23 protein-coding genes and 1 tRNA gene are annotated in these 24,362 nt (G+C 73.7%); 8 read left to right on the top strand and 16 right to left on the bottom strand.

What is annotated here, in order from left to right:
• The first annotated feature begins 181 nt into the window (after nt 1–181).
• On the top strand, nt 182–823 hold the full coding sequence (locus tag A6V29_RS18590; RefSeq protein ID WP_137161692.1) for a universal stress protein: 642 nt from the start codon (nt 182–184) through the stop codon (nt 821–823).
• On the opposite strand, the gene mnhG is transcribed toward A6V29_RS18590, so the two are convergent.
• Genes mnhG through A6V29_RS18625 form a run of 7 tightly spaced genes read right to left on the bottom strand, consistent with a single transcriptional unit; the run spans nt 824 to nt 7,654 of the window.
• A complete protein-coding gene (mnhG, locus tag A6V29_RS18595; RefSeq protein WP_137161693.1) occupies nt 824–1,174 on the bottom strand; it encodes a monovalent cation/H(+) antiporter subunit G in 351 nt (116 codons plus the stop codon).
• Nucleotides 1,171–1,431: an MrpF/PhaF family protein gene (locus A6V29_RS18600; RefSeq protein ID WP_137161694.1), complete on the bottom strand. Its 261-nt coding sequence runs from the start codon at nt 1,429–1,431 to the stop codon at nt 1,171–1,173. The genes mnhG and A6V29_RS18600 overlap by 4 nt, the downstream gene beginning before the upstream one ends.
• Nucleotides 1,428–1,826, bottom strand: coding sequence for a Na+/H+ antiporter subunit E (locus A6V29_RS18605; RefSeq protein ID WP_137161695.1), 399 nt, complete (start codon nt 1,824–1,826; stop codon nt 1,428–1,430). Before A6V29_RS18605 ends, A6V29_RS18600 begins: the two co-directional genes overlap by 4 nt.
• Complete coding sequence (locus A6V29_RS18610; RefSeq protein WP_137161696.1) at nt 1,823–3,346, bottom strand: monovalent cation/H+ antiporter subunit D family protein; 1,524 nt, start codon at nt 3,344–3,346, stop codon at nt 1,823–1,825. The genes A6V29_RS18605 and A6V29_RS18610 overlap by 4 nt, the downstream gene beginning before the upstream one ends.
• Nucleotides 3,343–3,657, bottom strand: coding sequence for a sodium:proton antiporter (locus tag A6V29_RS18615; protein WP_137161697.1), 315 nt, complete (start codon nt 3,655–3,657; stop codon nt 3,343–3,345). The genes A6V29_RS18610 and A6V29_RS18615 overlap by 4 nt, the downstream gene beginning before the upstream one ends.
• Entirely contained in the window at nt 3,654–6,392 is a 2,739-nt protein-coding gene (gene mbhE, locus A6V29_RS18620) for a hydrogen gas-evolving membrane-bound hydrogenase subunit E (protein ID WP_137161698.1), read from the bottom strand. Before mbhE ends, A6V29_RS18615 begins: the two co-directional genes overlap by 4 nt.
• A complete protein-coding gene (locus tag A6V29_RS18625) occupies nt 6,383–7,654 on the bottom strand; it encodes an AI-2E family transporter (protein ID WP_170977957.1) in 1,272 nt (423 codons plus the stop codon). Before A6V29_RS18625 ends, mbhE begins: the two co-directional genes overlap by 10 nt.
• A 167-nt stretch (nt 7,655–7,821) precedes the next feature.
• On the opposite strand from A6V29_RS18625, the gene secD reads away from it, so the two are divergent.
• Nucleotides 7,822–10,161: a protein translocase subunit SecD gene (secD, locus tag A6V29_RS18630; protein ID WP_212719602.1), complete on the top strand. Its 2,340-nt coding sequence runs from the start codon at nt 7,822–7,824 to the stop codon at nt 10,159–10,161.
• Between the two features lie 17 nt (nt 10,162–10,178).
• Here the strand turns inward: secD and A6V29_RS18635 are convergent, their stop codons facing one another.
• Nucleotides 10,179–10,814 carry a helix-turn-helix domain-containing protein gene (locus A6V29_RS18635; protein ID WP_137161701.1) on the bottom strand — a complete coding sequence of 212 codons (636 nt, stop codon included), beginning with the start codon at nt 10,812–10,814 and terminating at the stop codon, nt 10,179–10,181.
• Between the two features lie 436 nt (nt 10,815–11,250).
• Here A6V29_RS18635 and A6V29_RS18640 point away from each other — a divergent pair, with 436 nt between their 5' ends.
• Together A6V29_RS18640 and A6V29_RS18645 are read left to right on the top strand one after the other, a co-directional pair.
• Nucleotides 11,251–12,516 carry an aspartate kinase gene (locus tag A6V29_RS18640; RefSeq protein WP_137161702.1) on the top strand — a complete coding sequence of 422 codons (1,266 nt, stop codon included), beginning with the start codon at nt 11,251–11,253 and terminating at the stop codon, nt 12,514–12,516.
• The gene (locus A6V29_RS18645; RefSeq protein ID WP_137161703.1) at nt 12,513–13,559 is read left to right on the top strand and encodes an aspartate-semialdehyde dehydrogenase; all 1,047 of its coding nucleotides are present in this window, start codon (nt 12,513–12,515) and stop codon (nt 13,557–13,559) included. Before A6V29_RS18640 ends, A6V29_RS18645 begins: the two co-directional genes overlap by 4 nt.
• 34 nt (nt 13,560–13,593) lie before the next feature.
• Here the strand turns inward: A6V29_RS18645 and A6V29_RS18650 are convergent, their stop codons facing one another.
• The 3 genes from A6V29_RS18650 to A6V29_RS18660 form a co-directional block, all read right to left on the bottom strand.
• The gene (locus tag A6V29_RS18650; RefSeq protein WP_212719605.1) at nt 13,594–15,390 is read right to left on the bottom strand and encodes a S9 family peptidase; all 1,797 of its coding nucleotides are present in this window, start codon (nt 15,388–15,390) and stop codon (nt 13,594–13,596) included.
• Between the two features lie 74 nt (nt 15,391–15,464).
• Nucleotides 15,465–15,541 (bottom strand) — tRNA-Pro (locus tag A6V29_RS18655).
• A 51-nt stretch (nt 15,542–15,592) separates the two neighbouring features.
• On the bottom strand, nt 15,593–16,516 hold the full coding sequence (locus A6V29_RS18660; protein ID WP_212719608.1) for a metallophosphoesterase: 924 nt from the start codon (nt 16,514–16,516) through the stop codon (nt 15,593–15,595).
• 52 nt (nt 16,517–16,568) lie between these two features.
• Here A6V29_RS18660 and A6V29_RS18665 point away from each other — a divergent pair, with 52 nt between their 5' ends.
• Nucleotides 16,569–17,021 (top strand): GatB/YqeY domain-containing protein, encoded by a 453-nt coding sequence (locus tag A6V29_RS18665; RefSeq protein WP_137161706.1) that lies wholly within the window; start codon nt 16,569–16,571, stop codon nt 17,019–17,021.
• A 1-nt stretch (nt 17,022) separates the two neighbouring features.
• On the opposite strand, the gene A6V29_RS18675 is transcribed toward A6V29_RS18665, so the two are convergent.
• Genes A6V29_RS18675 through bagA form a run of 3 tightly spaced genes read right to left on the bottom strand, consistent with a single transcriptional unit; the run spans nt 17,023 to nt 21,640 of the window.
• Nucleotides 17,023–19,407 (bottom strand): transglycosylase domain-containing protein, encoded by a 2,385-nt coding sequence (locus A6V29_RS18675; RefSeq protein WP_212719612.1) that lies wholly within the window; start codon nt 19,405–19,407, stop codon nt 17,023–17,025.
• 41 nt (nt 19,408–19,448) lie between these two features.
• A complete protein-coding gene (gene bagB, locus A6V29_RS18680; protein WP_137161707.1) occupies nt 19,449–20,624 on the bottom strand; it encodes an ATPase BagB in 1,176 nt (391 codons plus the stop codon).
• Nucleotides 20,621–21,640, bottom strand: coding sequence for an ATPase BagA (gene bagA / locus A6V29_RS18685; RefSeq protein ID WP_137161708.1), 1,020 nt, complete (start codon nt 21,638–21,640; stop codon nt 20,621–20,623). Before bagA ends, bagB begins: the two co-directional genes overlap by 4 nt.
• 112 nt (nt 21,641–21,752) lie before the next feature.
• Between bagA and sp36 the strand changes: the two genes are divergently transcribed.
• Genes sp36 through A6V29_RS18695 form a run of 3 tightly spaced genes read left to right on the top strand, consistent with a single transcriptional unit; the run spans nt 21,753 to nt 23,199 of the window.
• On the top strand, nt 21,753–21,923 hold the full coding sequence (gene sp36, locus A6V29_RS21110; protein ID WP_170977958.1) for a Sp36 family protein: 171 nt from the start codon (nt 21,753–21,755) through the stop codon (nt 21,921–21,923).
• Entirely contained in the window at nt 21,920–22,390 is a 471-nt protein-coding gene (locus A6V29_RS18690) for a RidA family protein (protein WP_137161709.1), read from the top strand. Before sp36 ends, A6V29_RS18690 begins: the two co-directional genes overlap by 4 nt.
• Nucleotides 22,387–23,199, top strand: a complete 813-nt coding sequence (locus A6V29_RS18695; RefSeq protein WP_137161710.1) for an NUDIX hydrolase — start codon at nt 22,387–22,389, stop codon at nt 23,197–23,199. Before A6V29_RS18690 ends, A6V29_RS18695 begins: the two co-directional genes overlap by 4 nt.
• A 94-nt stretch (nt 23,200–23,293) precedes the next feature.
• On the opposite strand, the gene A6V29_RS18700 is transcribed toward A6V29_RS18695, so the two are convergent.
• Nucleotides 23,294–23,971, bottom strand: a complete 678-nt coding sequence (locus A6V29_RS18700) for a Crp/Fnr family transcriptional regulator (RefSeq protein WP_137161711.1) — start codon at nt 23,969–23,971, stop codon at nt 23,294–23,296.
• 139 nt (nt 23,972–24,110) lie between these two features.
• Nucleotides 24,111–24,350, bottom strand: a complete 240-nt coding sequence (locus tag A6V29_RS18705) for a hypothetical protein (RefSeq protein WP_137161712.1) — start codon at nt 24,348–24,350, stop codon at nt 24,111–24,113.
• Between the last annotated feature and the right edge of the window lie 12 nt (nt 24,351–24,362).

A 24,362-nucleotide genomic window follows, 5' to 3' on the forward strand; every position in this document is an offset into this window, starting at 1 on the left:
GGCCGACCTAGGAGAGGGCCTCGCCGCGGCGGGTAAGCAGGAGGCTGCCGCGCACGGGTGCCACGGTAGCAGTTCGCGGCCGGGTCGCGCTGCGTCGGCTCGCCCGCACGGCCCGGGCTGGATACGGTCGGGGCATGCGCGCCCGATCACCTCGCCCCGTCCTCGCCCGCCGGACCCGCCCATGAGCTGGGAGCTCGGACTGCTGCTGGGAGTGCTGTGGGTGGTCATCGGCGTGCTCGCGGTGCTGGTGCTGCTGCACCGCCGCGGGCACGCGGACACCATCTGGTACCTGCTCGGCGCGGTCCTCGGCCCGCTCATGGTGCCGATCGCCTACGAGCGCGGTCGGTCGCGCAGCGTGGTGCTCGAGCGGGAGGACGCGCCCGGCACCTGGGGTGACGGGGCGGTGCAGCTCCGGGTGCTCGTCGGCGTCGACGGCTCACCCGAGTCGGACCAGGCGGTCCGCGACGCGGCCCGGCTGCTGGGCACGGCCGGCGCGCGGCTGGTGCTGGCCACCGTGCTGGACGTCGACAGCGCCGAGCGGGAGGACGCCGCCGAACGCGGACAGGCCCGCGCGCTGCTGGCCCGGGTGGCCGAGCAGATCCCGGCGACGGCGGACGGACAGATCGAGACACGGGTCCTCGCCGGCTCGCCCGCCCAGGCACTCCTCGAACTCGCGGCCGACGAGCACGTCGACCTGATCGCGGTGGGGCGCCGCGGCAGGGGGCTGTCGCGGGCGCTGATCGGCAGCGCGGCGCAGCAGATCAGCGCGTCGTCGCGGATCCCGGTGCTGCTGGCCACGCCGGCCGACCGGAAGACCGGCTGATCACTCCTCGGGCTCGGTCTCGGGCGGATCTCCGGCCAGCTCGCGCCCCGCGGTGCCCGGCACGATCGGCGCACCGGTCAGGTAGGCGGCCTCGCCGATCTTGAAGCTGGCGATCGGCACGGTGAACAGCTGCAGCGCGATGGCCACGAGCAGCGTGATCACCGGGGTCACCCCCGGAGCCAGCACCACGACCCCGAACAGGACGAGCACCATCCCCAGGCCGGCCGCCTTGGCCACCGCGTTGGCCCGGTTGTAGACGTCGGGCAGCCGGAGCAGACCGATGGCGGCCAGGGCGATGAGCGCGACGCCCAGCGCGATGAACACGTCGCCGACCACTTCCTGCGCGGTCACGACGATCCCCTCGAGGCGACGAGCCGGGCGACGGCCACCGTGGACAGGAAGCCGACCAGCGTGGCGACGAGGACCAGGTCCAGCACCGCCGGAGCCTCCAGCCGCACGGCCAGCACCGCGACGGCGGCGATGACGATCGCGAAACCGAGGTCCACGCCGAGTGCCCGGTCGGCGTCGGTGGGGCCCGCGGCCACCCGGTGCGTCGCCACGAGGAGCGCCAGCCCGAGGACGACCAGCGCCGCGTCCAGGAAGGTCATGTCGGTTCTCCCTCGGAAGTCGGTGCCGCGGGGGCCGCCTGCTGCTGGTCGACGGGGCGCCAGGCGGCCAGCAGCCGGTCCTGCAGCTCCAGGAGCTCGGTGCGGAACGAGTCGGGGTCGCGGGCGTGCATGCCGTGGGCCAGCAACCGGGAGGGGTCGGTGCGGACGGCGATCACCAGCGTGCCGGGGGAGAGCGTCACCAGGCTGATGTAGGAGGCGGTCTCGGCGCGGGTGCGCGTGCGCAGCGGAACCTCGGCGAAGGTGGGCGCCAGCCCGTCGCTCGGCATAACGATCTCCTTCGCCACCCGGTAGTTCGCCCGTAGGAAGGTGAGCAGGTACCAGCCCAGGAACCCCGCGATCGTCCTGACCCTCGCCGGGCCCCACCGTCGGCTCACGGCCCGCTCACCGCCCGCACGTACGCGCCGGTGTCCACCAGCCCGTCGGCGGCCTCGGCGCTGGCCGCCAGCAGCGGTTCGGCCCACACACCGAGGGCGACGGCGAGGCCGGCGAGGACGAGCGCCGGCGCGGTGAGCGCCGGGCGCAGCCGGGCGCGCGGCGGGGTCGCCGTCCGGGTGGGCGCGCCCGGGGTGTCCTCCGCCGGAGCGCCGTCGTCGTCCGGCGTCGGTCCCGAGAACACCGCGTTCCAGAGCTTGAGCATCGAGGTCAGCGTCAGCAGGCTGACGACGACCACGAGAGCGGCGGCCAGGTACTGGTTCTGCGCCACCGCGGCCGTGGCCAGGCCGAGCTTGGCGACGAAGCCCGACAGCGGCGGGATCCCGACGAGGGCGAGCGCGCTGATGGCGAACGCCACCGCCAGCGCCGGTTCGCGACGCATCAGCCCGCCGAGCCGATCGAGGTCGTCGGTGCCGTGGCCGACGATCACCGCCCCGGCGCACATCAGCAGCGCGGCCTTCACCAGTACGTACTGGACGAGGAAGAAGATCGCCGCCGCCAGCCCGGCGGCGGTGAACAGCGCCAGCCCCAGGAGCATGTAGCCGACCTGGCTGACCATGTGGAAGGTCAGGACCGGCCGCATCGCCTTCTCGCCCACGGCACCCAGGACGCCGACGACCATCGTGACCAGCGCGGCCGTCATGATCAGCCAGAGGAACCGGCGGTCGCCCTCGTACACGACGGCGTAGATGCGGATCAGCGCGTACACCCCGACCTTGGTGAGCAGCCCCGAGAACAGGACCGTCACCGCCGGCCCCGTGAAGGAGTACGTGCTGGGCAGCCAGCTGTGCAGGGGCACGACGGCGGCCTTGACAGCCAGGGCCAGGAGCACGACGGCACCGGCCACGCCCGCCGCGGGGTCGGCCGAGCCCACCCCGGCCAGCTCTCCGAGCCCGACGGTGCCCGTCACGCCGTACAGCAGCCCGATGCCGGCCAGCAGCACCGTCGAGGCGAGCAGGTTCACCGTCACGTAGAGCCGGCCCGCCGCCAGGCGCTGCCCGCCGCCCGCGGCGGTGAGCAGCACGTAGCTGGGCAGCAGCATGATCTCGACGAAGACGAACAGGTTGAACAGATCCGAGGTCAGCAGGGCGCCGTTGACGCCGGCGGCGAGGACCAGGACCAGTGGCAGGAAGAAGGGATCCTCGTCCTCGCCGGTCGCCGCGGCGAACACCAGCGAGACCACCACCAGCAGCGCGGTGACGGCCAGCAGCAGAGCGCTGAACACGTCGGCGACCAGGGTGATCGCGATGCCGGACGGCCAGCCGCCGAGGCGGACGGTGGGCAACTCGCCGGCGAGGGTGTGCGCCAGCAGCACGCCCGCGAAGACGAGCACCCCGGCACCGACCAGCCAGGCGACCAGCCGAGGCAGCCGGGTGCCCGCGCCGCGCCGGCCGAGCAGGACGAGCAGCCCCGCCGCCGCGAGGGGCGCCAGGACCGGGAGGACCAGCAGGCCGCCGCTCATCGGGGCCCCTCCGCGTCGTCGTCCCCCGAGTCACCGGCTCGGGCGAGCCCGAGCAGGTAGACGGTGACCGCGAACGTGATGACGACCGCGGTGAGCACGAAGGCCTGCGGGAGGGGGTCGGCCGTCGTCGACGGGTCGCTCTGCCCGATCAGCGGCACCCCGCGCCGGTCCAATCCGCCGGCTGCCACCAGCAGGACGTTGACGGCGTGGCCGAGCAGGATGAACCCGAGGACGACGCGCAGGAGGCCGCGCTGGAGGACGAGGTAGACGCCTCCGGCGACCAGCACTCCGACGGCGATCGCGGCGGTCATCGGGCGGCCTCCCGTTCCCTCACGCGAGCGGCGCCGAACCTGTCGAACGCCGCGACCAGCAGCCCGAGCACCATGAGGTAGACGCCGAGCTCGAACAGCAGCGCCGACCCGATCCCGACCGCGCCCAGCACCGGCACGTCGAACGGGGTCAGGAACGGGTCGCCCCGGAGGACCGCGGCCAGCCCCGTCCCCAGGGCCACCAGCAGCCCGGCGCCGACCAGGCCCTCCGGCCGGAGCAGTCGCGGCACGCCCGGGAAGCCGGAAGCGAGCTGGTGGTAGCCGACGGCAACCCCCGCCACGAGGGCGGCGATGAAGCCGCCGCCGGGCTCGTCGTGCCCCCGCCACAGCAGGAAGGCCGAGAGCACGGCCATGCCCGGGACGAGCACCCGGCTGCTGACCTGCAGCACCAGGCTCTCGTCGGTCTGCTCCGCGCGCACGGCGGCGGCCGCCCGCGCCCGGTCGGCGGGGCCGCCGCGCAGGAGGACGAGCAGCCCCAGCGCTGCCGAGCCGACCACGATCGCCTCGCCGAACGTGTCCATGCCGCGGAAGTCGGCGAGGATCGTGTTCACCACGTTCGAGCCGCCTGTCTCGGGCTCCGCCGCCTCCAGGAAGTACGCCCCGGGAGCAGAGAGCTCGCGCCGGCCGGTGAAGGCCGCGGTCGCGCCGGCGGCCACGAGCCCGGCACCGAGGGCCAGGGCCGCGGCGTACATGGCACGGAGCCGGGATGCCCCGGGCAGCCGAGCGGGGCGCGAGCGCAGGACCAGCACGGCGACGACCGCGGTCAGGATCTCCACCAGCAGCAGGGTCAGGGCGACGTCCGGGGCGCCCGCGAGCAGGAACCAGCCGGTCACCACCAGGCCGACGAAGCCGACCAGGGCGAGCGCGGCCAGCGCCGACCGGGTGAGCGCGGCGGCGATCACCGTCACGACCAGCAGGGCCAGGACGGGCCAGTCGAGCGGTTCGACGGTCGGTGCGGGCGAGGGCAGCGTACCGACTGTCGCCACCCCCGCCACGCCCAGCACGGCGACGGCGACGAGCGGGCGGGCGAGGTGCGGGGCCAGACCGGGGACGCGGTCCGGGCGGCCGACGGTGTACCCGGCGCTGATGGTCCGATCGTGGGTGCGGTCGAAGATCGCCCCGCCGTCGGGCAGCCGAACCCGCTGCAGGAACCGGTCGACCGGGGCGCGGGCCAGGAACAGCGCCGTCCCGACCGCCACGGTGACGGCCGACATGAGCACCTCGGGGCTCAGCCCGTGCCAGAAGGAGAATTCGGGGACCGCGCCGACGTAGACGACGTCGGCCGCCGCCCGGCGGACCCCGGGGTTGAGCAGGTCGATGCCGGGGCCGAGCACGAGGCCCGCGAGCGCGGCAGCGGCAGCCGGGGCGAGGAAGGCGGCCGACGGCTCGCGGAGCTCCGGCTGGCGCAGCGGACCGCCGAAGGCGCCGTAGACGATCCGCGCGCCGTAGGCGAAGGTCAGTGCCGACGCGGTCACGGCCAGCGCGCCGGCGAGCGGTCCGATCCACGGCGTGACGTCGGCCTCCAGGAAGCCCTGGAACAGGTACTCCTTGCTGACGAAGCCCAGCATCGGCGGCACTCCGGCCATGGAGAGCGCCGCCAGCGCCGTGACGGCCGCGGTCACCGGCATGACCCGGCGCAGCCCGGAGAGCTCCCGGATGTCGCGGCTGCCGGTCTGCTTGTCCACGACCCCGGCGAGCATGAACAGCGTCGCCTTGAACAGCGCATGGGCGAAGGTGTGCAGCATCGCGGCGGCCAGGGCGACCGGCGTGCCGACGCCGATGACGGCGATGAGCAGACCGAGCTGGCTCACCGTCGAGTGGGCCAGGATGGCCTTGAGGTCGTGCTCGCGCAGCGCCATGAAGGCGCCGGCGACCGCGGAGGTCAGCCCGACGGCGAGCAGGAGCACCGACCAGGCCGGCTGGCCGGCGAACAGCGGCGTCATGCGCATCAGCAGGTAGATGCCGGCCTTCACCATCGTCGCCGCGTGCAGGTAGGCGCTGATCGGGGTCATGGCGACCATGGCGCCGGGCAACCAGAAGTGCAGCGGCAGCTGTGCGGACTTGGTGAACGCCGCGGTCGCGATCAGCGCGCCGATCGGCCAGGCCAGCGGGGATGCCACGACGCGGTCGCGCTCGGCCAGGATGGTGACCAGGTCGGTGGTGCCGACCACGACCGAGAGCATCACCACGGCCAGCAGCAGCGCCAGCCCGCCGGCGGCGGTGATCAGCAGCGCGCGCCGGGCGGGCCTCATCGCCACCGGACCGGCGGTGGCGATGAGCGCGAACGAGCAGATCGTGGTGACTTCCCAGAAGACGTAGAGCAGCACCACGTCGGCGGCGAGCACCAGGCCGAGCATCCCGCCGGCGAAGAGGGTGAGCAGCCCGAGCACCACGCCGTTGGTGTCGTTGCCCTCGTCCATGTAGCGGGGGCAGTAGGCCAGGATCAGCGCGCCGACGCCGAGCACGATGACGCAGAACAGGGCGGCGAGGCCGTCCAGGCGCAGGGACAGCGAGACGTCCAGCGACGGCATCCACCGCCACGAGGCGGTCACCGCGCCACCGTCGAGCACCGTCGGCGCGCCGGTGGCCAGCAGGCCCCCGACGGCGAGGAACCCGGCGGCGAGCAGGTACCCGGCGTCAGGGCCCCACCGGCGCGCGAGCAGCGGGGCGGCGACGGCGAGGGCGAGCATCGCGCTGATGGCGGCGATCAGGACCACTGCCGCACCTCTCGGTCCCTCCGCTCCGCGCCGACCCTGCCTCCAGCCTCACCCACGCGCGGCGGTCGCGCCACCCGGCCGTTCCGGGGCCGGGCTGGCGTCGCCGTCCTCGCCCCGTCCTCGTCCCCGTCGTCGTCCTCGTCCGTCCCCCATGCGGACTCGCCGCTCTCGACATCGGAGCCAGGACCCGCGGCGGGTGGTCGGCCGCGGACGTAGTCGACTATCCGGGCGACGGAGGCCGCCACCGGCACCGCGAGGAACGCGCCGAGGACGCCGTAGGTGACCGCGCCGGCGGTGACGGCGAGGATGATCGCGAAGGGATGCAGCCGGAGGACGGGCCCGAGGATGAGCGGCTCCAGCAGGTTGCCCTCGGCCTGCTGGACCAGGATCACCAGAGCCAGGACGAGCAGCGCCGTCCCCAGCCCCTGGTCGGCGAGCGCCACCAGCACGGCGACGAGACCGGAGACGAACGCCCCGACGATGGGGAAGAACCCGCCCAGGAACACCAGCAGGGCCAGGGGCAGTGCCAGAGGAACGTCGAGCAGGACGAGACCGATCCCGATCCCCACCGCGTCGACCAGCGCCACCAGCATCTGCGAGCGGAAGTAGGCCCCCAGCGTCCAGCCCACCCGCGGGGACACCCGCCGGACGTGCCGCCGGGTCCCCGTGGGCAGCACGCTGGTGACGCCGGCCCAGATCCGCTCGCCGTCGCGCAGGTAGAAGAAGAGCGCGACCAGGAACAGGAGCAGCGACGTCCCGATGTCGGTGAGCCGGGAGAGAGCGCCGATGCCCTGTCCCACCACGGCGCCGGCGTCGCCGTCGAACGAGTCCAGCGCTTGCCGGGCCGCCTCGGCCAACCCGCCCTCCCCGACGTCGAAGGGCAGCGACACCGGCGCGTCGGCGAGCACGTCGTCGAGGTCGGCCACGGCCTGCTCGACGCTGTCGACGAGGTCGGGCACCTGGTCGACGAAGCGCGGCACCACGAACCAGAGCGCCAACCCGATGACCGCGAGCAGGGCCAGGACCAGTCCCAGCGCGACCAGCGAGGGCGGGACCCCGCGCCGCTTCACCCATTGGGCGACCGGCCACAGCACCGCTGCCGGGAAGAGCGCGACGGCCAGCGGAGTGGCGATGATGCTCACCTCCCGGAGCAGGAGGTAGACGAGCACGACGACGCCGGCGATCCCGAGCGCCGCCCATGCCCGCCGCCCGGAGCGCAGGAGGATGGCGTCGTTGTGCGGCGGAGCATCCGTGTCGGTCATGGTCGGGTCATGCCCACGGCCGCGGTCCTCATCCGTGGGCGTCCGGTCGCCCGCTAGGCTCCCGCCACGCACCGGGGGAGCGGAGGATGCGGCGGTCACGGTCGACACGTCCTCGCCAGTCGGCGCGCTGACAGCTGTCCCTGATCCCGATGTCTCGGAGTGCATGCGTGGCCTCCTCCTCTCGGAGCACCGCCAAGGCGTCGAACTCGCCCGACCGCGGCCCACTCCTGCGGGCGCTCATCTCCCTCGCCGTGCTGATCGCGGCGACCGCCGCCGTCCTGACCTCGTCGCCGACGCTGGGGCTCGACCTGCGTGGGGGCACGCAGATCGTGCTCGAGGCCCAGGACACCCCGACGGTCCAGGCCGATGCCGAGGCGACCGACCGCGCGCTGGAGGTGCTCCGCCGCCGCGTGGACGCGCTGGGGGTCGCCGAGCCCACCATCGTGCGGGCCGGCGAGAACCGCATCGTGGTGGAGCTGCCCGGTCTCCAGGAGCCCCGGGAGGCCGTGGAGGTCATCGGCCGCACCGCCCAGCTCACCTTCCACGAGGTGCTCGGCTTCGCTGATCCCGAGGCGGAGCCCACGGACCCCGAGGCGGTCGGGCCCGAGGACGAGCTCACGCTCCCCGACGAGGACGGGACACCGCTGCGGCTCGCGCCGGCCGCGCTGACCGGGGAAGGCGTCGAGGCCGCCGACGCGGCGGTCGACCTGCAGTCGGCGCTCGGCTGGTTCGTGACGGTCGATTTCACCGGCAGCGGGCGGACGGCGTGGGAGGAGCTCACCGGGAAGGCCGCCTGCGCCCCGCCCGGCGACCCGACCCGCCGGGTGGCGATCGTGCTCGACGGCGAGGTGATCACGTCGCCGGCGGTGAACCCGGACGTCCGCTGCGGGGTGGGCATCACCGGTGGCAACACGCGGATCACCGGGCAGTTCACCCAGGACGAGGCGCAGGACCTCGCCGCGCTCGTCGAGGGCGGCGCGCTGCCGGTTCCGGTCGAGGTCATCGAGCAGCGGACCGTCGGCCCCAGCCTCGGTGCCGCGGCGATCGACGCGAGCGTCCAGGCGGTGGCGATCGGCGTCGTGCTGACCGCGCTGTTCATCGTGACGGTCTACCGGCTGATGGGCCTGCTCGCCATCGTCGCGCTGGTCTGCTACGCGCTCATCTCCTACGCCGCACTCCTCACGCTCGGCGCCACGATCACCCTGCCCGGGCTCGCCGGGTTCGTGCTCGCCGTCGGCATGGCGGTCGACGCGAACGTGCTGGTCTACGAACGAGCCCGGGAGGAGCTCGCCCTCCCCAAGCGCACGCTGCGCGCGGCGGTGACGACAGGGTTCCGCAAGGCCTTCTCGGCCATCGCCGACTCCAACGTCACCACCCTGCTCGCCGCCGGGCTGCTGTTCTTCCTCGCCTCCGGCCCGGTCCGCGGCTTCGGCGTCACGCTGAGCGTCGGCGTCCTCGCCTCGATGTTCTCCGCCCTGGTCATCACCCGGTCGCTGGCGGAGTTCGCGGCCACCCGCCGCTCGGTCTCCCGCCGGCCGGAGCTCACCGGGCTGCACACGCTGGGGCGGGTACGCACCTGGCTGGCCGCTCGGGACATCGACCTGTACGCGCGCCCGCTGCGCTGGCTCGCCGGCTCGCTGCTGGTCGTCGTGCTCCTCGGCAGCGGGCTCGTCGTGCGCGGCCTGGACCTCGGCGTCGAGTTCACCGGTGGCCGCAGCATCCAGTACTCGACCGAGCAGACCCTCTCCGCCGACCGCGCCCGCGAGGCCGTCGCGGACGCCGGGCAGCCGACGGCGGTCGTGCAGGAGGCCGACGGTGGCGACATCCGGGTCCGCACCGGACCGATCGACGACGCGCAGCAGGAGGAGATCAGGGACGCCCTGGCCGAGGCCGGGGGTGGCGCCGAGGTCGTCTCCGACGAGCTGATCGGCCCGACGCTGGGCGACGAGCTCCGGCGCAACGCACTCATCGCGCTGGGCATCGCACTGCTCGCCCAGCTGGCCTACCTCGCGATCCGGTTCCGCTGGACCTACGGCGCCGGTGCGGTGGCCGCGCTGGCGGCGAACGCGACCATCGTCGTCGGGTTCTTCGCCTGGACCGGGCGGGTCGCCGACGGGGTGTTCCTCGCCGCCGTCCTGACCGTGATCGGGTACTCGGTCAACGACTCCGTGGTGGTCTTCGACCGCGTCCGGGAGACCTGGCGCGGCCCGGGCCGGCGCCCCTTCTCCACGGTGGCCGGGGAGGCGGTGATGCAGACCCTGCCGCGCACGGTGAACACCGGCGCCTCGACCCTGCTGGTGCTGCTGGCGCTGCTCTTCCTGGGTGGGGAGTCGCTGTCGGACTTCGCGCTCGCGCTCGTGCTGGGCATCGTGGCCGGGACGATCTCGACCATCTCGGTCGCCGTGCCCCTCGCCGTCGCGCTCGACCGGCGGTGGCCGGCGCCCGAGGTGGAGCCGGCCGAGCGCCCGAAGTCGCCGGTGCGGCGCTCCGACGGGGCGGTCGTCTAGCTCCTGGGGCCGCGCCGTCAGCCGACGTCGCAGCGGCAGGGGCAGTGCTCGGCGTGCACCGGACGGGCCGACCAGTCGTCGAGCTCGTCGCACGCCGGCGGGCAGCTGCAGGCGAAGGGGGCGACCGTCGGCAGCTCACCGGCCGCCCGTCGGCGCTCGAGTTCCGCCTCCCGCCGTCGCCGTGCCGCGTCGGCCCGGGCGCGGGCTCGCTCCTCCGGCGCATCACCTGGCTGCGGAACGAGATGGTCGTCGGGCCTGCCGGTCTCCCGGCTGCGGGGGTCGTCCCACTCGGAGCGCCGGTCGAAGGTGTAGGTGGGTCGACGCAACCGGGGCCGGTGGTCCCAGCGCCAGGCGCGCTCCTCGCTGAGCATGGTGTCCAGGTGCGCGGGGAAGCGCCGGCCGCCGCGGTCGCGCACCGCCTCGGGGCGCATCCCGCCGACCTCGTCGCCCGCCCCGTCCAGCAGGGCGATCCGCAGCCCGGCCACCGCCGCCGCACGTGCCAGCGCCCCGACCGGGAGGTCACGGCTGCCTGCCTCGGCGTGGGCGACGGCGGAGCTGCTCAGCTCCGCGGCGGCCGCGAGTTCCCGCTGCGACAGGTCGGCGACCCGGCGGATGCGGCGCAGCGCGCCACACAGGTCGAAGGCAGGGGTCACGCCACCGAGCGTGCCGGTGGCCGGCCTGCCGCGGCGGGCCGGCGACCCATCTGTGGACGGGGCGCGCCGGGGTGGGTGACCAGTTCTGCACACAGTCGGTCTCTGCCTCCAGGTGGAAGCAGAGACCGACTGTGCGCAGAACACCCCCGGCGATCCTCGGGCTCTGCTCACAGGTGGAAGCAGAGACCGACTGTGTGCAGAAAACATCCCGGCCATGCTCGGGCTCTGTTTCCAGGTGGAAGCGGAGACCGAGCGTGGAGCAGAAAACTTCCCGGCCATCCTCGGGCTCTGCTTCCAGGTGGAAGCAGAGACCGAGGTTCGACGGAGGAACCTGGTGGCCGGGTCGGACGCCGCAGCTCGTCCCGGGGCGTCATTCCGCAGGCAGCGGCGGACGCAGCCGCCGGTCGGGCGCCGCACGTCGGTAGCCTGTGGACCCGTGGCCCTCGTCGTCCAGAAGTACGGCGGATCATCCGTCGCCTCCGCAGAGCACATGAAGCGTGTCGCCGAGCGGATTGTCGCCGCGAAGAAGAACGGCGACGACGTCGTCGTCGTCGTCTCCGCGATGGGTGACACCACCGACGAGTTGCTCGACCAGGCCAACCAGATCACCGAGAACCCGCCCGGCCGCGAGCTCGACATGCTGCTCACCGCCGGTGAGCGCATCTCGATGGCGCTGCTGGCGATCGCGATCTCCACGCACGGTTACGAGGCGCGGTCGTTCACCGGCTCGCAGGCCGGCGTCATCACGACCGGCAGCCACGGCAAGGCGCGGATCATCGACGTCACCCCGGGCCGGCTGCGCTCGGCGCTGGACGAGGGCTCGATCGTCATCGTGGCCGGCTTCCAGGGCGTCAGCATGGACACCAAGGACATCACCACGCTGGGCCGCGGCGGGTCCGACACCACCGCCGTCGCCGTCGCCGCCGCGCTGAACGCCGACGTCTGCGAGATCTACACCGACGTGGACGGCGTCTTCAGCGCCGACCCGCGGATCGTCCCCAACGCCAAGCGGCTCGACACCATCACCTACGAGGAGATGCTCGAGCTCGCCGCCTCCGGGGCCAAGGTGCTCATGCTCCGCTGCGTCGAGTACGCCCGCCGCTACGGCATCCCCGTGCACGTCCGCAGCTCCTACTCACAGTTCCCGGGCACACTCGTGACCGGCTCGATGGAGGACCTCCCGGTGGAACAGGCGATCATCACGGGCGTCGCGCACGACCGCTCCGAAGGCAAGATCACCGTCTACGACGTGCCGGACCGCCCGGGCGAGGCGGCGCAGCTGTTCCGGGTGCTCGCCGACGCCGAGATCAACATCGACATGATCGTGCAGAACGTGTCGATCGGCGCCGAGAAGCTGGCCGACATCTCCTTCACGCTGCCCAAGAGCGACGGCCCGGCGGCGCTCGAGGCGCTGGAGCGGGTCAAGCACACCGTCGGCTTCAGCCGGGTCGACTTCGACCAGCACATCGGCAAGGTGTCGCTGGTCGGCGCCGGCATGCGCTCGCACCCCGGGGTGTCGGCGCGCTTCTTCGGGGCGCTCGCCGACGCGGGCGTCAACCTCGAGCTGATCAGCACCTCGGAGATCCGCATCTCCGTGGTCTGCCGCGACACCGACGTCGACATCGCCGTCCGCGCGGTGCACGACGCGTTCGACCTCGGCTCGGAGGACGTGGCCGTGGTCTACGGAGGGACGGGACGATGAGTACCAGCGACGGCCTGCACATCGGCATCGTCGGCGCGACCGGCCAGGTCGGCGCCGCGATGCGGTCGATCCTCGCCGAGCGCGACCTGCCGATCGCCTCGGTCCGCTTCTTCGCCTCGGCCCGCTCGGCCGGCACCACCCTGCCCTGGGACGGCGGCGAGATCACCGTCGAGGACGCCGCCACCGCCGACCCCACCGGCCTGGACGTGGCGCTCTTCTCCGCCGGCGCCACGACCTCGCGGGCGCAGGCGCCCCGCTTCGCCGCGGCCGGGGTCACCGTGATCGACAACAGCTCGGCGTTCCGCCGCGACCCGGAGATCCCGCTGGTGTGCAGCGAGGTCAACCCGGGCGACATCGCCAAGGCGCACGGCCGGATCGTCGCCAACCCGAACTGCACCACCATGGCCGCGATGCCGGTGCTCAAGCCGCTGCACGACGAGGCCGGGCTGGTGCGGATCGTCGCCAGCACGTACCAGGCGGTCTCGGGCTCGGGTGTGGCCGGCGTGCGGGAGCTGCACGGTCAGGCGAAGGCCGTCGTCGACAAGGCCGACGCGCTCGCCTACGACGGCGAGGCGGTGGCCTTCCCCGACCCGGCGACCTACGTCGCGCCGATCGCGTTCAACGTGCTGCCGATGGCCGGCTCCGTCGTCGACGACGGCTCGTTCGAGACCGACGAGGAGCAGAAGCTCCGCAACGAGAGCCGCAAGATCCTCGGCATCCCCGACCTGCGGGTCTCCGGCACCTGCGTGCGCGTGCCGGTGTTCACCGGGCATTCGCTCTCGCTGAACCTGGAGTTCGAGCGTCCGATCAGCGTCGAGCGGGCCACCGAGCTGCTCGCGGCCGCGCCCGGGGTGGCGCTCGCCGACGTCCCGAACCCGCTGATGGCTGCCGGGAAGGACCCGAGCTACGTGGGCCGCATCCGGCAGGACCAGAGCGTCGACGGCGGCCGCGGGCTGGCGCTGTTCGTGAGCAACGACAACCTGCGCAAGGGCGCCGCGCTCAACACCATCCAGATCGCCGAGCTCATCGCCGCCCAGCGCTGAAGGGGCCACAAGCACGCTTTTGGCCCGGCAGGGGCTAGGGCTTGACGTGGCGGAGGGCGAAGGAGAGCGCGACCTCGACCTGCCGGATGGTCTCCTCGATCACCAGTGAGCCGTGCCCGGCGTCGAAGCGGTACACCTCGTGCGGCTTGCCCAGCTGCTCGAGCCGGGCCAGGTAGTTGTCGATCTGCCGGATCGGGCAGCGCGGGTCGTTGGCGCCCGCCACCACCAGCACCGGCGCGGCGACGGCGTCCACGTAGGTGATCGGCGAGGAGCGCACGTAGACGTCGCGCACCTCGTCCGGTGACCCGCCGAACAGCGCGCGGTCGTAGGCCCGCAGGCCCTCCATCTCGTCCTCGTAGGCGGCCAGGTAGTCGGCCACCGGCACCTCGGCGATGCCCGCCGCCCAGCGCTCCGGCTGGGTGCCCAGGCCGAGCAGGGTGAGGAAGCCGCCCCACGACCCGCCGGACAGGATCGCGCGCTGCGGGTCGACGAAGCCCTCGGCCACCAGCGCGTCGTAGACGGCGCCGATGTCCTCCAGCTCGGTGAGCCCGGGGCGGCCGGTGAGCGCGTCCCGCCAGGCCGAGCCGTAGCCGGTGGAGCCGCGGTAGTTCACGTGCACCACCGCGTAGCCGGCGTCGACGTAGGCGGCCCGCCGGGCGCGGTAGGAGTCGTCGTCGGCCGCCTCCGGGCCGCCGTGCACCAGGAACGCCGTCGCGTACGGGGCCGGGCCCGCGGGCCGCACCACGAGCGCGTGGATGTCACCGCCGGGGCCGGGCACCCAGCGGTCCTCGACCGGGTAGGCCGCCGGGGGCTCCTCCTCGCTCACCGAGAGGACGACGGGGCCGTCCGCGCGGCGGATCACCGGCGGCCGCTCCGCGTTGGACCAGGCGAGCTCGACCGCGCCGTCGGGCCGGGTGCTGGCGCCGCGCACGACGCCGGTCGGGGTGTCCAGCTTCTCCAGCGCCCCGGTGCCGAGGTCGTAGCGGTACAGCTCGGTGCGGGCCGCGTGGTCGTGGCCGACCAGCAGCGCCGTACCGTCGGGGTACCAGCCGGCCGAGACGTCGCCGGGCAGGTCCAGCACGATCTCGGTCTCGGTGTCCGTGGCGACGTCCCAGACGAGCAGCTCCTCGCGGCCGCGCCGCTCGTGCCCGACCAGCAGCCGGGTGTCGCCGGGCAGCGGCGCGAACTCCGAGGCGTGCAGGCCGCGGCCCTCGCCGTCCCACTTCTCCGCCACGACCGAGTCGTCCGACGTCCGGAGCACGCGCAGCGCGGGGTAGCGCGGGTCGCCGTGCTCGGAGTGCGAGATGACCAGCAGGTCGCCGTCGTGGGTGAGCGCGTCGACCGACGCCGGGTCCTGATGCCGGTAGATCACCCGCGGGGTGCCCCCGAACGGGGCGAGCCACAGCTCGCTGCCGTCGTCGGTCGAGCGGCCGATCGCGACCAGGTCGTCGCCGATCTCCAGCCCGGCCGGGTAGGCCGGGCCGACCTCCGGGACGGCGACGTCGTCCTCCCCGCCGTCGAAGGGCTGGGTCATCCAGACGCCGAACTCGTCGCCGTCGGTGTCGGCGAACCACCAGATGGTCTCGCCGTCGGGGCTGAGCGTGCCGATGAGCGTGCCGTTGGGCCGGTCGGTGACCTGCCGGTGGGTGCCGGTCGAGCGGTCCCACGCGTACTGCTCGACGACGCCGCTGACGTCGGAGCTGTACAGGTTGCGGTGCGGGGCGTCGAAGGCCCAGTCGGGCAGCGAGACGCGCGGCGCCCGGAACCGGGCCTGCCAGCGGGCGGTCACCTCGGGCGGAAGGGCGGAGGAGGCAGTCTGCTCGGTGGTCACGACGTCCATGGTCCCAGGCGGGTGAACCGGGCCGGGAACGACTCAGGGGCCGCCATCGGCGGCCCCTGAGCAACTGGTCGGGGTGACAGGATTTGAACCTGCGGCCTCGTCGTCCCGAACGACGCGCGCTACCAAGCTGCGCCACACCCCGAGGTGCGCTGGTCGAGTCTAACGCTCCTCCTCGCGGGGGCAGGCGGCGGGCTCAGGCGGGGCGCGCGGTGAGCGTGAGCAGGGTTGCCTCGGGCGGGCAGGCGAACCGAGCGGGGGCGTAGGGGCTGGTGCCCAGCCCCGCCGAGACGTGCAGCCAGGTGCCGTTCGGGCGGCCGTCCGCCGGTGCCGCCCAGCGGTGCAGCCAGCGCGCCCGCTCCCGGTCGATGCCGCAGTTGGTGACCAGCGCCCCGTAGAACGGCACCCGCAGCTGGCCGCCGTGGGTGTGCCCGCAGAGCAGCAGGTCGTAGCCGTCGGCGGCGAACCTGTCGAGCACCCGCGGCTCGGGGGAGTGGGCCAGGCCCAGCCGCAGATCGGCGTCCCGGTCGGCCGGCCCGGCGACGACGTCGTACCTGTCGCGGTGCAGGTGCGAGTCGTCGACGCCGGCGAACACGATCCGCCGTCCGCCGACGACGAGCTCGCCGGCGGCGTTGGTGAGGTCGAGCCAGCCGCGGTCGGCCATCCCGTCGCGCAGGTCGCGCCAGGGCAGCTCGGTGCCGTGCACCCGCTTGTGGTCGGGGAAGAAGTACTTCAGCGGGTTCTTCGGCCGCGGCGCGTAGTAGTCGTTGCTGGCCAGCACGAAGGCGCCCGGCCGGTCCAGCAGCGGATCGAGCGCCCGCAGCGTGCCGGGGACGGCGTCGAACCCGGCCAGATTGTCGCCGGTGTTGATCACCAGGTCCGGCTCCAGCGCCGCGAGGCCGGCGACCCACTCCTGCTTGGACCGCTGGCCCGCGGTCATGTGCAGGTCGGAGAGGTGCAGGATCGTCAGCGGCGCGGAGCCGGGTGCGAGCACCGGCACCTCGAAGCGCCGCAGGGTCCAGCGGGTGCGCTCGTAGAGGCTCGCGTAGGCGAGCGCGCCGGCGCCCGTGGCGATGACGGCGGTGGGGACGGCGGTGGGGACGGCGGTGTACCAGCGCACGTCCGGGAGCCTACGGGCGCGCGCTCGGTGCGCGCCGTGCCAGGCTGGGACCGTGCCCGACCTGAAGAAGCAGCTGCGCGATGACCTGACCACCGCCATGAAGGCCCGTGACGAACTGCGCACCGCCACCCTGCGCATGGTGCTGACGGCGATCAGCGCCGAGGAGGTGTCGGGCAAGGAGGCCCGCGAGCTCTCCGACGACGAGGTGCAGGCGGTCGTGCGCCGGGAGGCGAAGAAGCGCCGCGAGGCCGCCGAGGCCTTCGCCGGCGCCGGCCGCGCGGAGCAGGCCGCCCGCGAGGAGGCCGAGGGCGAGGTGCTCGCCGGCTACCTCCCGGCCCAGCTCGAGGACGCCGACCTGGCCGCGCTCGTCGCCGACGTCATCACCCGCACCGGCGCCTCGGGCATGAAGGACATGGGCAAGGTCATGGGCGCGGCCAACGCCGCGGTGGCCGGCCGGGCCGAGGGCGGCCGGGTGGCCGCGGAGGTCCGCCGCCAGCTGGCCTGAATCAGTCGAAGGGGAAGCCCTCGCCGAACGGGTCGTCGGGCGCCGGTTCGCCGCCCTGGTTCGGCGGCCCGCCCCCGTTACCGGGGCCGGGTCCGCCTCCGCCGCCCTGCCCGGGACCGGGCCCCGGCGGCACGACGACGACCTCCGGCTCGGGCTCCGGGATCGTCTCGACGATGATCCGCGGGCCCCTGCTGACCAGGATCTGCACCGGCTCGTTGCCGTAGGCCTCCACGCCGGCGCCCGGGCTGGTGCCCAGGAACGTGCCCTGCGGGGCATCGTTCTCGACCTCGACGACGCTCGTCTGCAGGCCGGCCGCCCGGATCAGCTCCTCGCACTGGGTCACCGAGGCGCAGTCCGGCACCGGCACGCTCCGGCCGCGCACGACCTCGGGGTCGGCCGGCGGGAACGGCACCGGCTCCTGCGCGGTGAGGATCGGCGCCATGGCGTCGTGCCAGATCGTGGCCGGCTTGCCCCCGCCGTAGCCGCCGACGTCCTGGTTGGACTTCGGGTTGAGCACCATCACGCTGGCCGCGTACTGCGGGGTGTACCCGACGAAGGCCGCCGAGAAGTTGTTCTGCGAGGTACCCGTCTTGCCGGCGATCTCGTGGCCGGGGACGGCGGCCCGGGTGCCGGTCCCCGCAGGGCTGCTGACGTCACCGATGAGGATCTGGTTGAGCGTCCGGGCCACTCCCTGCGGGATCGCCTCCGGGGTGCACTCGTTGCCGTCCCAGACCGGCGTGCCGTCGTCCTTCTCCAGCGGCTTCCCGTTGCGGTCGAGGACGCCGGCGATCGGCGTCGGGTCGCACTGGGTGCCGCTGGCCGCCATCGTGCTGAACGAGCTGGCGAGGTCGAGCGGGCTCGTCGCGTGCGGACCCAGCACGAAGGAGCCCTGTCGACCGTCGATGATCTCGTCGGCGACGGGGTCGATGGAGTGCAGCCCCATGGCCTGCGCCATCCGCACCGGCTTCTCCACGCTGCCGAGCTGGTCGAGGAGCGCCAGGAAGTAGGTGTTGGAGGACCGGACCAGGGCGCCGGTCATGTCCAGGGTGTTCGGGTAGTTCCCGACGTTGGACACGGTGTACGGCGCGCCGCGGGTGCCACCGTTCTGCTTGAACACCCGGGACGAGTACGTGTTCGGGGTCGTGATCGTGTGGCTGGGCGCGTAGCCCTCGGCCAGTGCGGCGGCTGCGGTGAACACCTTGTAGGTCGAGCCCGCGCCCTGGCTGGCCCGCGCGTTGAGGATGACCGACTCGCACTCGGGTCCCTCGCAGCCGAAGCGCCGGTTGACGCTCATCGCCAGCAGGTTGCCCGTGCCGGGTTCCAGCGCGGTGTACATGCCGGCGAGCGAGTTGCCCATCGACAGGGTGTTGAGCACCGCCTGGTCACCGGCGACCTGCATGTCGGGGCGCAGGGTGGTCTGGATGGTCAGCCCGCCGGTCTTCAGCTGCCGGTCGGTGAGCCCGAGCTCCCGGACCAGGTACTCGAGGGTGTAGGCGCAGAAGAAGCCGCCCATCGTGGCGTCGATGCAGCCGTTGGGCGGCGCGATGCCCGGCGCGACCTCGACCGGCGTCGGCGCGATCTCGGTGTACTGCTGCTCGTCGATGTACCCGAGGTCCAGCATCCGCTGCAGCACCACGTTGCGCCGGAGCTGGGCGTTCTCCGGGTTGTCGATGGGGTCGTCGTAGAAGGGGCGCTGCACGAGCCCCGCCAGCATCGCCGCCTGCGGCAGGGTGAGGTCCCAGGCGTTCGTGCTGAAGTACTGCTGGGCGGCGGCCTGGATGCCGTAGGCGCCCTTCCCGAAGTACACGATGTTCAGGTACCGGGTGAGGATCTCGTCCTTGTCGTAGGTCTCCTCCAGGGCCAGCGCCAGCCGGGCCTCGCGCAGCTTGCGGGCCGGCGTCTGCTCGGTGGCGGCGTTCCGCGCCTCGGGGGAGTCGGCCGTCTGCAGGAGCGTCTGCTTGACCAGCTGCTGGGTGAGCGTGGAGCCGCCCTCCTGCACCGAGCCGGCGGCCAGGTTCTTCACCAGCGCGCGCATCGTGCCCTGCACGTCCAGGCCGTTGTGCTCGTAGAACCGCGAGTCCTCGATGGCCACCAGCGCCTGCTTCATGACGTCGGCGATCTGGTCGGAGGCGACCGGCGTGCGGTTCTTCTCGTACAGGTTGGTGATCAGCTGCCCGTCGGCGGCGAGCACCTTCGTCGGGCCTGCCGGTGTGGCGTCGGTGAGCTCCACCGGGAGCGCGTCGAGCAGGTCCGCGGAGTTGCGGGCGACGAGCCCGCCGCCCCCGACCCAGGGCAGCAGGAGGCCCGCCAGCAGCACGCCGGCGACGACGATCGTCAGGGCGAGCTTGGCGAGCACACGGGTCTGGATACGGGCGTTCTCCGACATCGCCGCCCAGCGTACGGCGCGCGGCCTCCGCGACGCCGCCGTCAGGCGCGGCGCGCGGGCAGGATCCGCGTCCGCGGGGTCCCGGTCGGGGTGTCCGCGTCGGCGCCGGTCAGCGCCTCGGCCATCGTCCGCAGGCCCGGCAGGTCGTGCACGTCACCGGCCGCCGCGGGAACCGTCCGGACGGCGACCTCCGGGTGGGCGCTGGTGAACCTGTCCGCGAGGTGCTGCTCGCGGGCGGCCTGCCCCATCCGCTCGGCGTGCACCCGCAGCGCCGCGGCGACCAGCGGGGCGTCGGGGCGACCGGCCTCCAGCACCTCCTCCGCCGCGCCCTCGGCCCGCTCCGCGGAGAGCGCCGCGGTGGCCGGCGGGTGGGTGCGGTTCAGCACCAGCCCGGCCAGGGGCATGCCCTCCGCCGAGAGCCGGTCCACGAAGTAGGAGGCCTCGCGCAGCGCGTCGGGCTCGGGGGAGGCCACCACCACGAACGACGTGCCCGGGCGGCGGAGCAGTTCGTAGGTCGCCGTCGCCCGCTCGCGGAAGCCGCCGAACATGGTGTCCAGCGCCGCGACGAAGGCGGAGATGTCCCGCAGCAGCTGCCCACCGAGGATCTTCGAGACGATCCGGCTGAACAGCAGGAACCCGGCGCTGGCGAACTTGAAGCCGGCGCGGCTGGGCGCCATGAGCAGCCGGATCATCGTGCCGTCGAGGAACCGGCCCATCCGCTTCGGGGCGTCGAGGAAGTCCAGCGCCGACCGCGACGGCGGGGTGTCGACGATGATCAGGTCCCACTTCTCGCTGGACCGCAGCTGCCCGAGCTTCTCCATCGCCATGTACTCCTGCGTCCCGGAGAAGGAGGAGGAGAGCGCCTGGTAGAAGGGGTTCTCGAGGATCTGCTCGGCCCGCTCGGGGGTCGAGTGCGCCACGACGATGTCGTCGAAGGTGCGCTTCATGTCCAGCATCATCGCGTGCAGTTCGCCGTCGGCCCCGTCGACGTCGACCCGCCGCGGCTCGTTGTCGAGCTCGGTCAGGCCGAGCGACTGGGCCAGCCGGCGGGCCGGGTCGATGGTGAGGACGACGACGGTGCGCCCGGCCTCGGCCGCGGCCAGTGCCAGCGCGGCCGACGTCGTCGTCTTGCCCACCCCGCCGGCGCCGCAGCAGACCACGATCCGGGTGTCGGGGTCGGTGATCAGCCCCTGCAGGTCCAGGGGGCGCGCGCTCACGCCGTCCCCCCGGCCGCCCGGGCGAGGGTGCCGGTCTGCGCGCCGAGGTGGTCCTCCAGCAGCGCGGCCAGCTCGAACAGCAGCCCGACGTCCATCGGGCCGGGGAGCAGTGGCAGCTCGACGGTCGGGCGCCCCAGCGCCTCCACCCGGGAGCGCAGCGCGTCCTGGCCGGACCACCGCTCGGCGTGCTCGGTGACCTCGGCCGCGAGCGCGGCCGCGAGCTCCCGCCCGCCGGGGAGGTGGGCGGCGGTCAGGCCCGGGAGCAGGTCGTCGGCGGTGAGCTCGCCGCGGGCTGCGCGGGCGAGCTCGGCCGGCGGGAGCACCGGGTCGGTCGCCATGTTCACGATGACCGACCCCACCGGCAGGTCCGCCTTGGTCAGCTCCTCGATCGCGTCGGCGGTCTCCTGCACCGGCATGTCCTCGAGGATGGTGACCAGGTGCACGGCCGTCTGCGGCGAGCGCAGCACGGCCATGACGCCGTCGCTCTGGGTCCGGATCGGCCCGGAGCGCGCGAGCTGCGACATCTCCCCGGTCACGCCGAGGAACCTGGTGATCCGGCCGGTCGGCGGAGCGTCGACGACGACGGCGTCGTAGACGTGCCGGCTGTCCGTGCGGCGGGTGACCGCCTCCTTGATCTTGCCGGTGATCAGCACGTCACGGAGGCCCGGTGCGATCGCCGTCGCGAAGTCGATGGCGCCCATCTTGCGCAGCGCCCGGCCGGCGCGGCGCAGGTTGTAGAACATGTCGAGGTAGTCGAGCAGCGCTTCCTCGGTGTCGATGGCGAGCGCCTTGACCTCGCCACCGCCGCGCGCGACCGCGACCCGGCGCTCCTCGTAGGGCAGCGGCGCGGTGTCGAAGAGCTGGGCGATGCCCTGCCGGCCCTCGGTCTCCACGAGCAGCACGTGCCCGCCGTCGGCCGCGAGCGCGAGGGCCAGGGCGGCGGCGACAGTGGTCTTGCCCGTCCCGCCCTTGCCCGAGACGACGTGCAGGCGTGGGGACGACGGGGCCGGGCTCACCGCTCCAGCCTAGAAGGACCCTGCTGCCCCCCGCCGTTCGCGAGCTCACGGCGGGGCCCTGCAGGAGGGCCGCTCCAGCACGTCACGAGGGGGGCTGCGCTAGCGTCGCGGCATGACCGAGACGGCGCGCCAGCGGTGGGAGTACGCGACCATCCCGCTGCTGATCCACAACACGAAGGCGATCCTCGACTCCTGGGGTGTCGACGGGTGGGAGCTCGTGACGGTGCTCCCCGGCCCTGGCGGCACCGACCAGCTGGTGGCCTACCTCAAGCGACCGGCGTGAGCGCCCCCGGCGGTTGGCACGCCCGGCTGGTCGAGCTCGGCATCCGGCTGCCGGTGGTGGCCGCGCCGGTGGCGGCCTACGTGCCGGCGGTGCGCAGCGGCTCGTTGGTCTTCACCTCGGGCCAGCTGCCGTTCGTCGACGGCGGGCTGCGCCGGACCGGCAAGGTCGGGGGCTCGGTGGACGTCGAGGCGGCGGCGGCCGACGCCAAGGTGTGCGCGCTCAACGGCCTCGCCGCGATCGACGAGCTGGTGGGGCTGGACTCGGTGGCCCGGATCGTCCGCGTGGTCGGCTACGTCGCCAGCGCCGAGGGCTTCACCGGGCAGCCGCGCGTGGTCAACGGGGCCAGCGAGCTGCTGGGGACCATCTTCGGCGAGGCCGGGCAGCACGCCCGCAGCGCGATCGGGGTCGCGGAGCTGCCGCTCGGGTCGCCGGTCGAGGTCGAGCTCACCGTCGAGCTGTCCGCGTGACCCCGCCTCCCGCCGAACCTGCTGTCGAGCCCCGCCAGGCGGCCACCGTCCTGCTGCTCCGGGACGGAGCGTCGGGGCTGGAGGTCTACCTGCTGCGGCGCACGAAGGGGATGCCGTTCGCGGGGGGCATGACCGCCTACCCCGGCGGTGGGGTGGACCCGCGCGACGCCGACATCGAGATCGGCTGGGCCGGTCCGACGCCGGCCGAGTGGGCGAGGGCGTTCGGCTGTGACGAGCCGCTGGCGCGCGAGCTGGTGTGCGCCGCCGTGCGCGAGACGTTCGAGGAGGCCGGCGTCCTGCTGGCCGGGCCCGCCGAGGGCACCGTCGTCCCGGACGTGAGCGGGGACGACTGGGAGGAGCAGCGGCAGGCGTTGCTGAGCCGGGAGCTGTCGCTGAGCGAGCTGCTCGCCGACAGGGGGCTGGTGCTGCGCTCGGACCTGCTGCGGCCGTTCGCGCACTGGATCACCCCGCCGATGGAGTCGCGGCGCTACGACACGAAGTTCTTCGTGGCCGCGCTGCCGGCCGGGCAGGAGGCGCGGGACGTCTCCGGCGAGGCGGACGAGGCCGCGTGGCTCTCGCCGGCCGCCGCGCTGCAGGAGCACCTGGCGAGCACCCGGCCGATGCTGCCGCCGACGTCGCACACGCTCTCGCAGCTGGGCCGGTTCGCCGACGTCGCCTCCGCGCTGGCCGGCTCGCCGCCGGACCCGCTCGAGCCGATCCTGCCCCGCTTCGAGCAGGACGACGAGGGCCGCTGGGTGCTGCTCCCCGACGGCACCCGCGTGCGTCTGGTCGCGCCGCTCCCGTCCTGAGCGACGTCCTACCTCGTCGTTCCGGGTCCTCCCTCATGGTCGACCACGAGGGAGGACCCGTGTTGATCAGGAAACCTGATCAACACGGAAGGCGTCAGCGTGCGCGGCGGCGGAGGCGGTCCTCGTCCAGGACGACGACGGACTTGCCCTGCAGCTGGATCCAGCCGCGCTGCACGAAGTCGGCCAGCGCCTTGTTCACCGTCTCGCGGGAGGCACCCACCAGCTGGGCGAGCTCCTCCTGCGTGAGGTCGTGCTTGACGCGCAGCCCGTCGTTGTCGCGGCTGCCGAAGCGGTCGGCCATCTGCAGCAGCGCCTTGGCCACGCGACCGGGGACGTCGGTGAAGATCAGGTCGGCGACCGAGTCGTTGGTGCGGCGCAGGCGGCGGGCCAGCACGCGCAGCAGCTGCTCGCCGATCTCCGGGTGCGCCTCGATCCACGGGCGGAGCACCGTCTGCGGCATGTGCGCCAGCCGGACGTCGGTCACGGCCGTCGCCGTCGCCGTCCGCGGGCCCGGGTCGAAGACCGACAGCTCGCCGAACTGGTCCGACGGGCCCATGACGGCGAGCACGTTCTCGCGGCCGTCCGGTGCCCGACGGGAGAGCTTGATCTTGCCGCTCATGACGATGTAGAGGCTGTCGCCGGGCTCGCCCTCGTTGAAGACGACCCGACCCCGAGGCAGCGTGACGACCTCGAGCCGGCTGATCACCGGGGCCGCTGCTTCTTCCGAGATCCCCTGGAAGAGCCCCGATTGGGCCAGCACCTGCTCGTCCACTGCACGTCCTCCCACTGCTGCTCGACGGGCGCGAGGCGTCCCGTGTCCGGTCGGAGTCTAGGCGGCTGTGCTGCTGGTCACCCGTTCGGTGGGCTGCGGCGTCCCCCCTACGGGCGTGTGGGCCGGCTCACAGGCCTGCTCAGACCAGGGGCGGATTGCTGCTCGTCGGGCGACCGCGACGGCGTCGGCGCCAGCGGAAGAGGGCGCGGCGCAGGCCGGAACTGGCCAGGGTGTCGACCTCGGCGGGGGTCGCCGTGTCGAGGAACTCGTCGACCTCGCGGGGCGAGGCGGGACGGCGCAGGGGCTCCTCCACCCGCTCCATGACGAGGAGGAAGGCGATCAGCAGCGGGGGGAAGAGGATGACGCTCAGTGCGACCACCTCGACCACCTC

The sequence above is a fragment of the Blastococcus sp. CCUG 61487 genome, from assembly GCF_005222955.1.
Lineage (GTDB): Bacteria > Actinomycetota > Actinomycetes > Mycobacteriales > Geodermatophilaceae > Blastococcus.

What these genes read in the sequence shown, in the direction of transcription:
- A6V29_RS18590 (WP_137161692.1), top strand. Translation starts at nt 182, where the DNA reads ATGAGCTGGGAGCTCGGACTGCTGCTGGGAGTGCTGTGGGTGGTCATC.
- A6V29_RS18600 (WP_137161694.1), bottom strand. Translation starts at nt 1,431, where the DNA reads ATGACCTTCCTGGACGCGGCGCTGGTCGTCCTCGGGCTGGCGCTCCTC.
- A6V29_RS18610 (WP_137161696.1), bottom strand. Translation starts at nt 3,346, where the DNA reads ATGAGCGGCGGCCTGCTGGTCCTCCCGGTCCTGGCGCCCCTCGCGGCG.
- A6V29_RS18615 (WP_137161697.1), bottom strand. Translation starts at nt 3,657, where the DNA reads ATGACCGCCGCGATCGCCGTCGGAGTGCTGGTCGCCGGAGGCGTCTAC.
- A6V29_RS18625 (WP_170977957.1), bottom strand. Translation starts at nt 7,654, where the DNA reads ATGACCGACACGGATGCTCCGCCGCACAACGACGCCATCCTCCTGCGC.
- A6V29_RS18645 (WP_137161703.1), top strand. Translation starts at nt 12,513, where the DNA reads ATGAGTACCAGCGACGGCCTGCACATCGGCATCGTCGGCGCGACCGGC.
- A6V29_RS18675 (WP_212719612.1), bottom strand. Translation starts at nt 19,407, where the DNA reads ATGTCGGAGAACGCCCGTATCCAGACCCGTGTGCTCGCCAAGCTCGCC.
- sp36 (WP_170977958.1), top strand. Translation starts at nt 21,753, where the DNA reads ATGACCGAGACGGCGCGCCAGCGGTGGGAGTACGCGACCATCCCGCTG.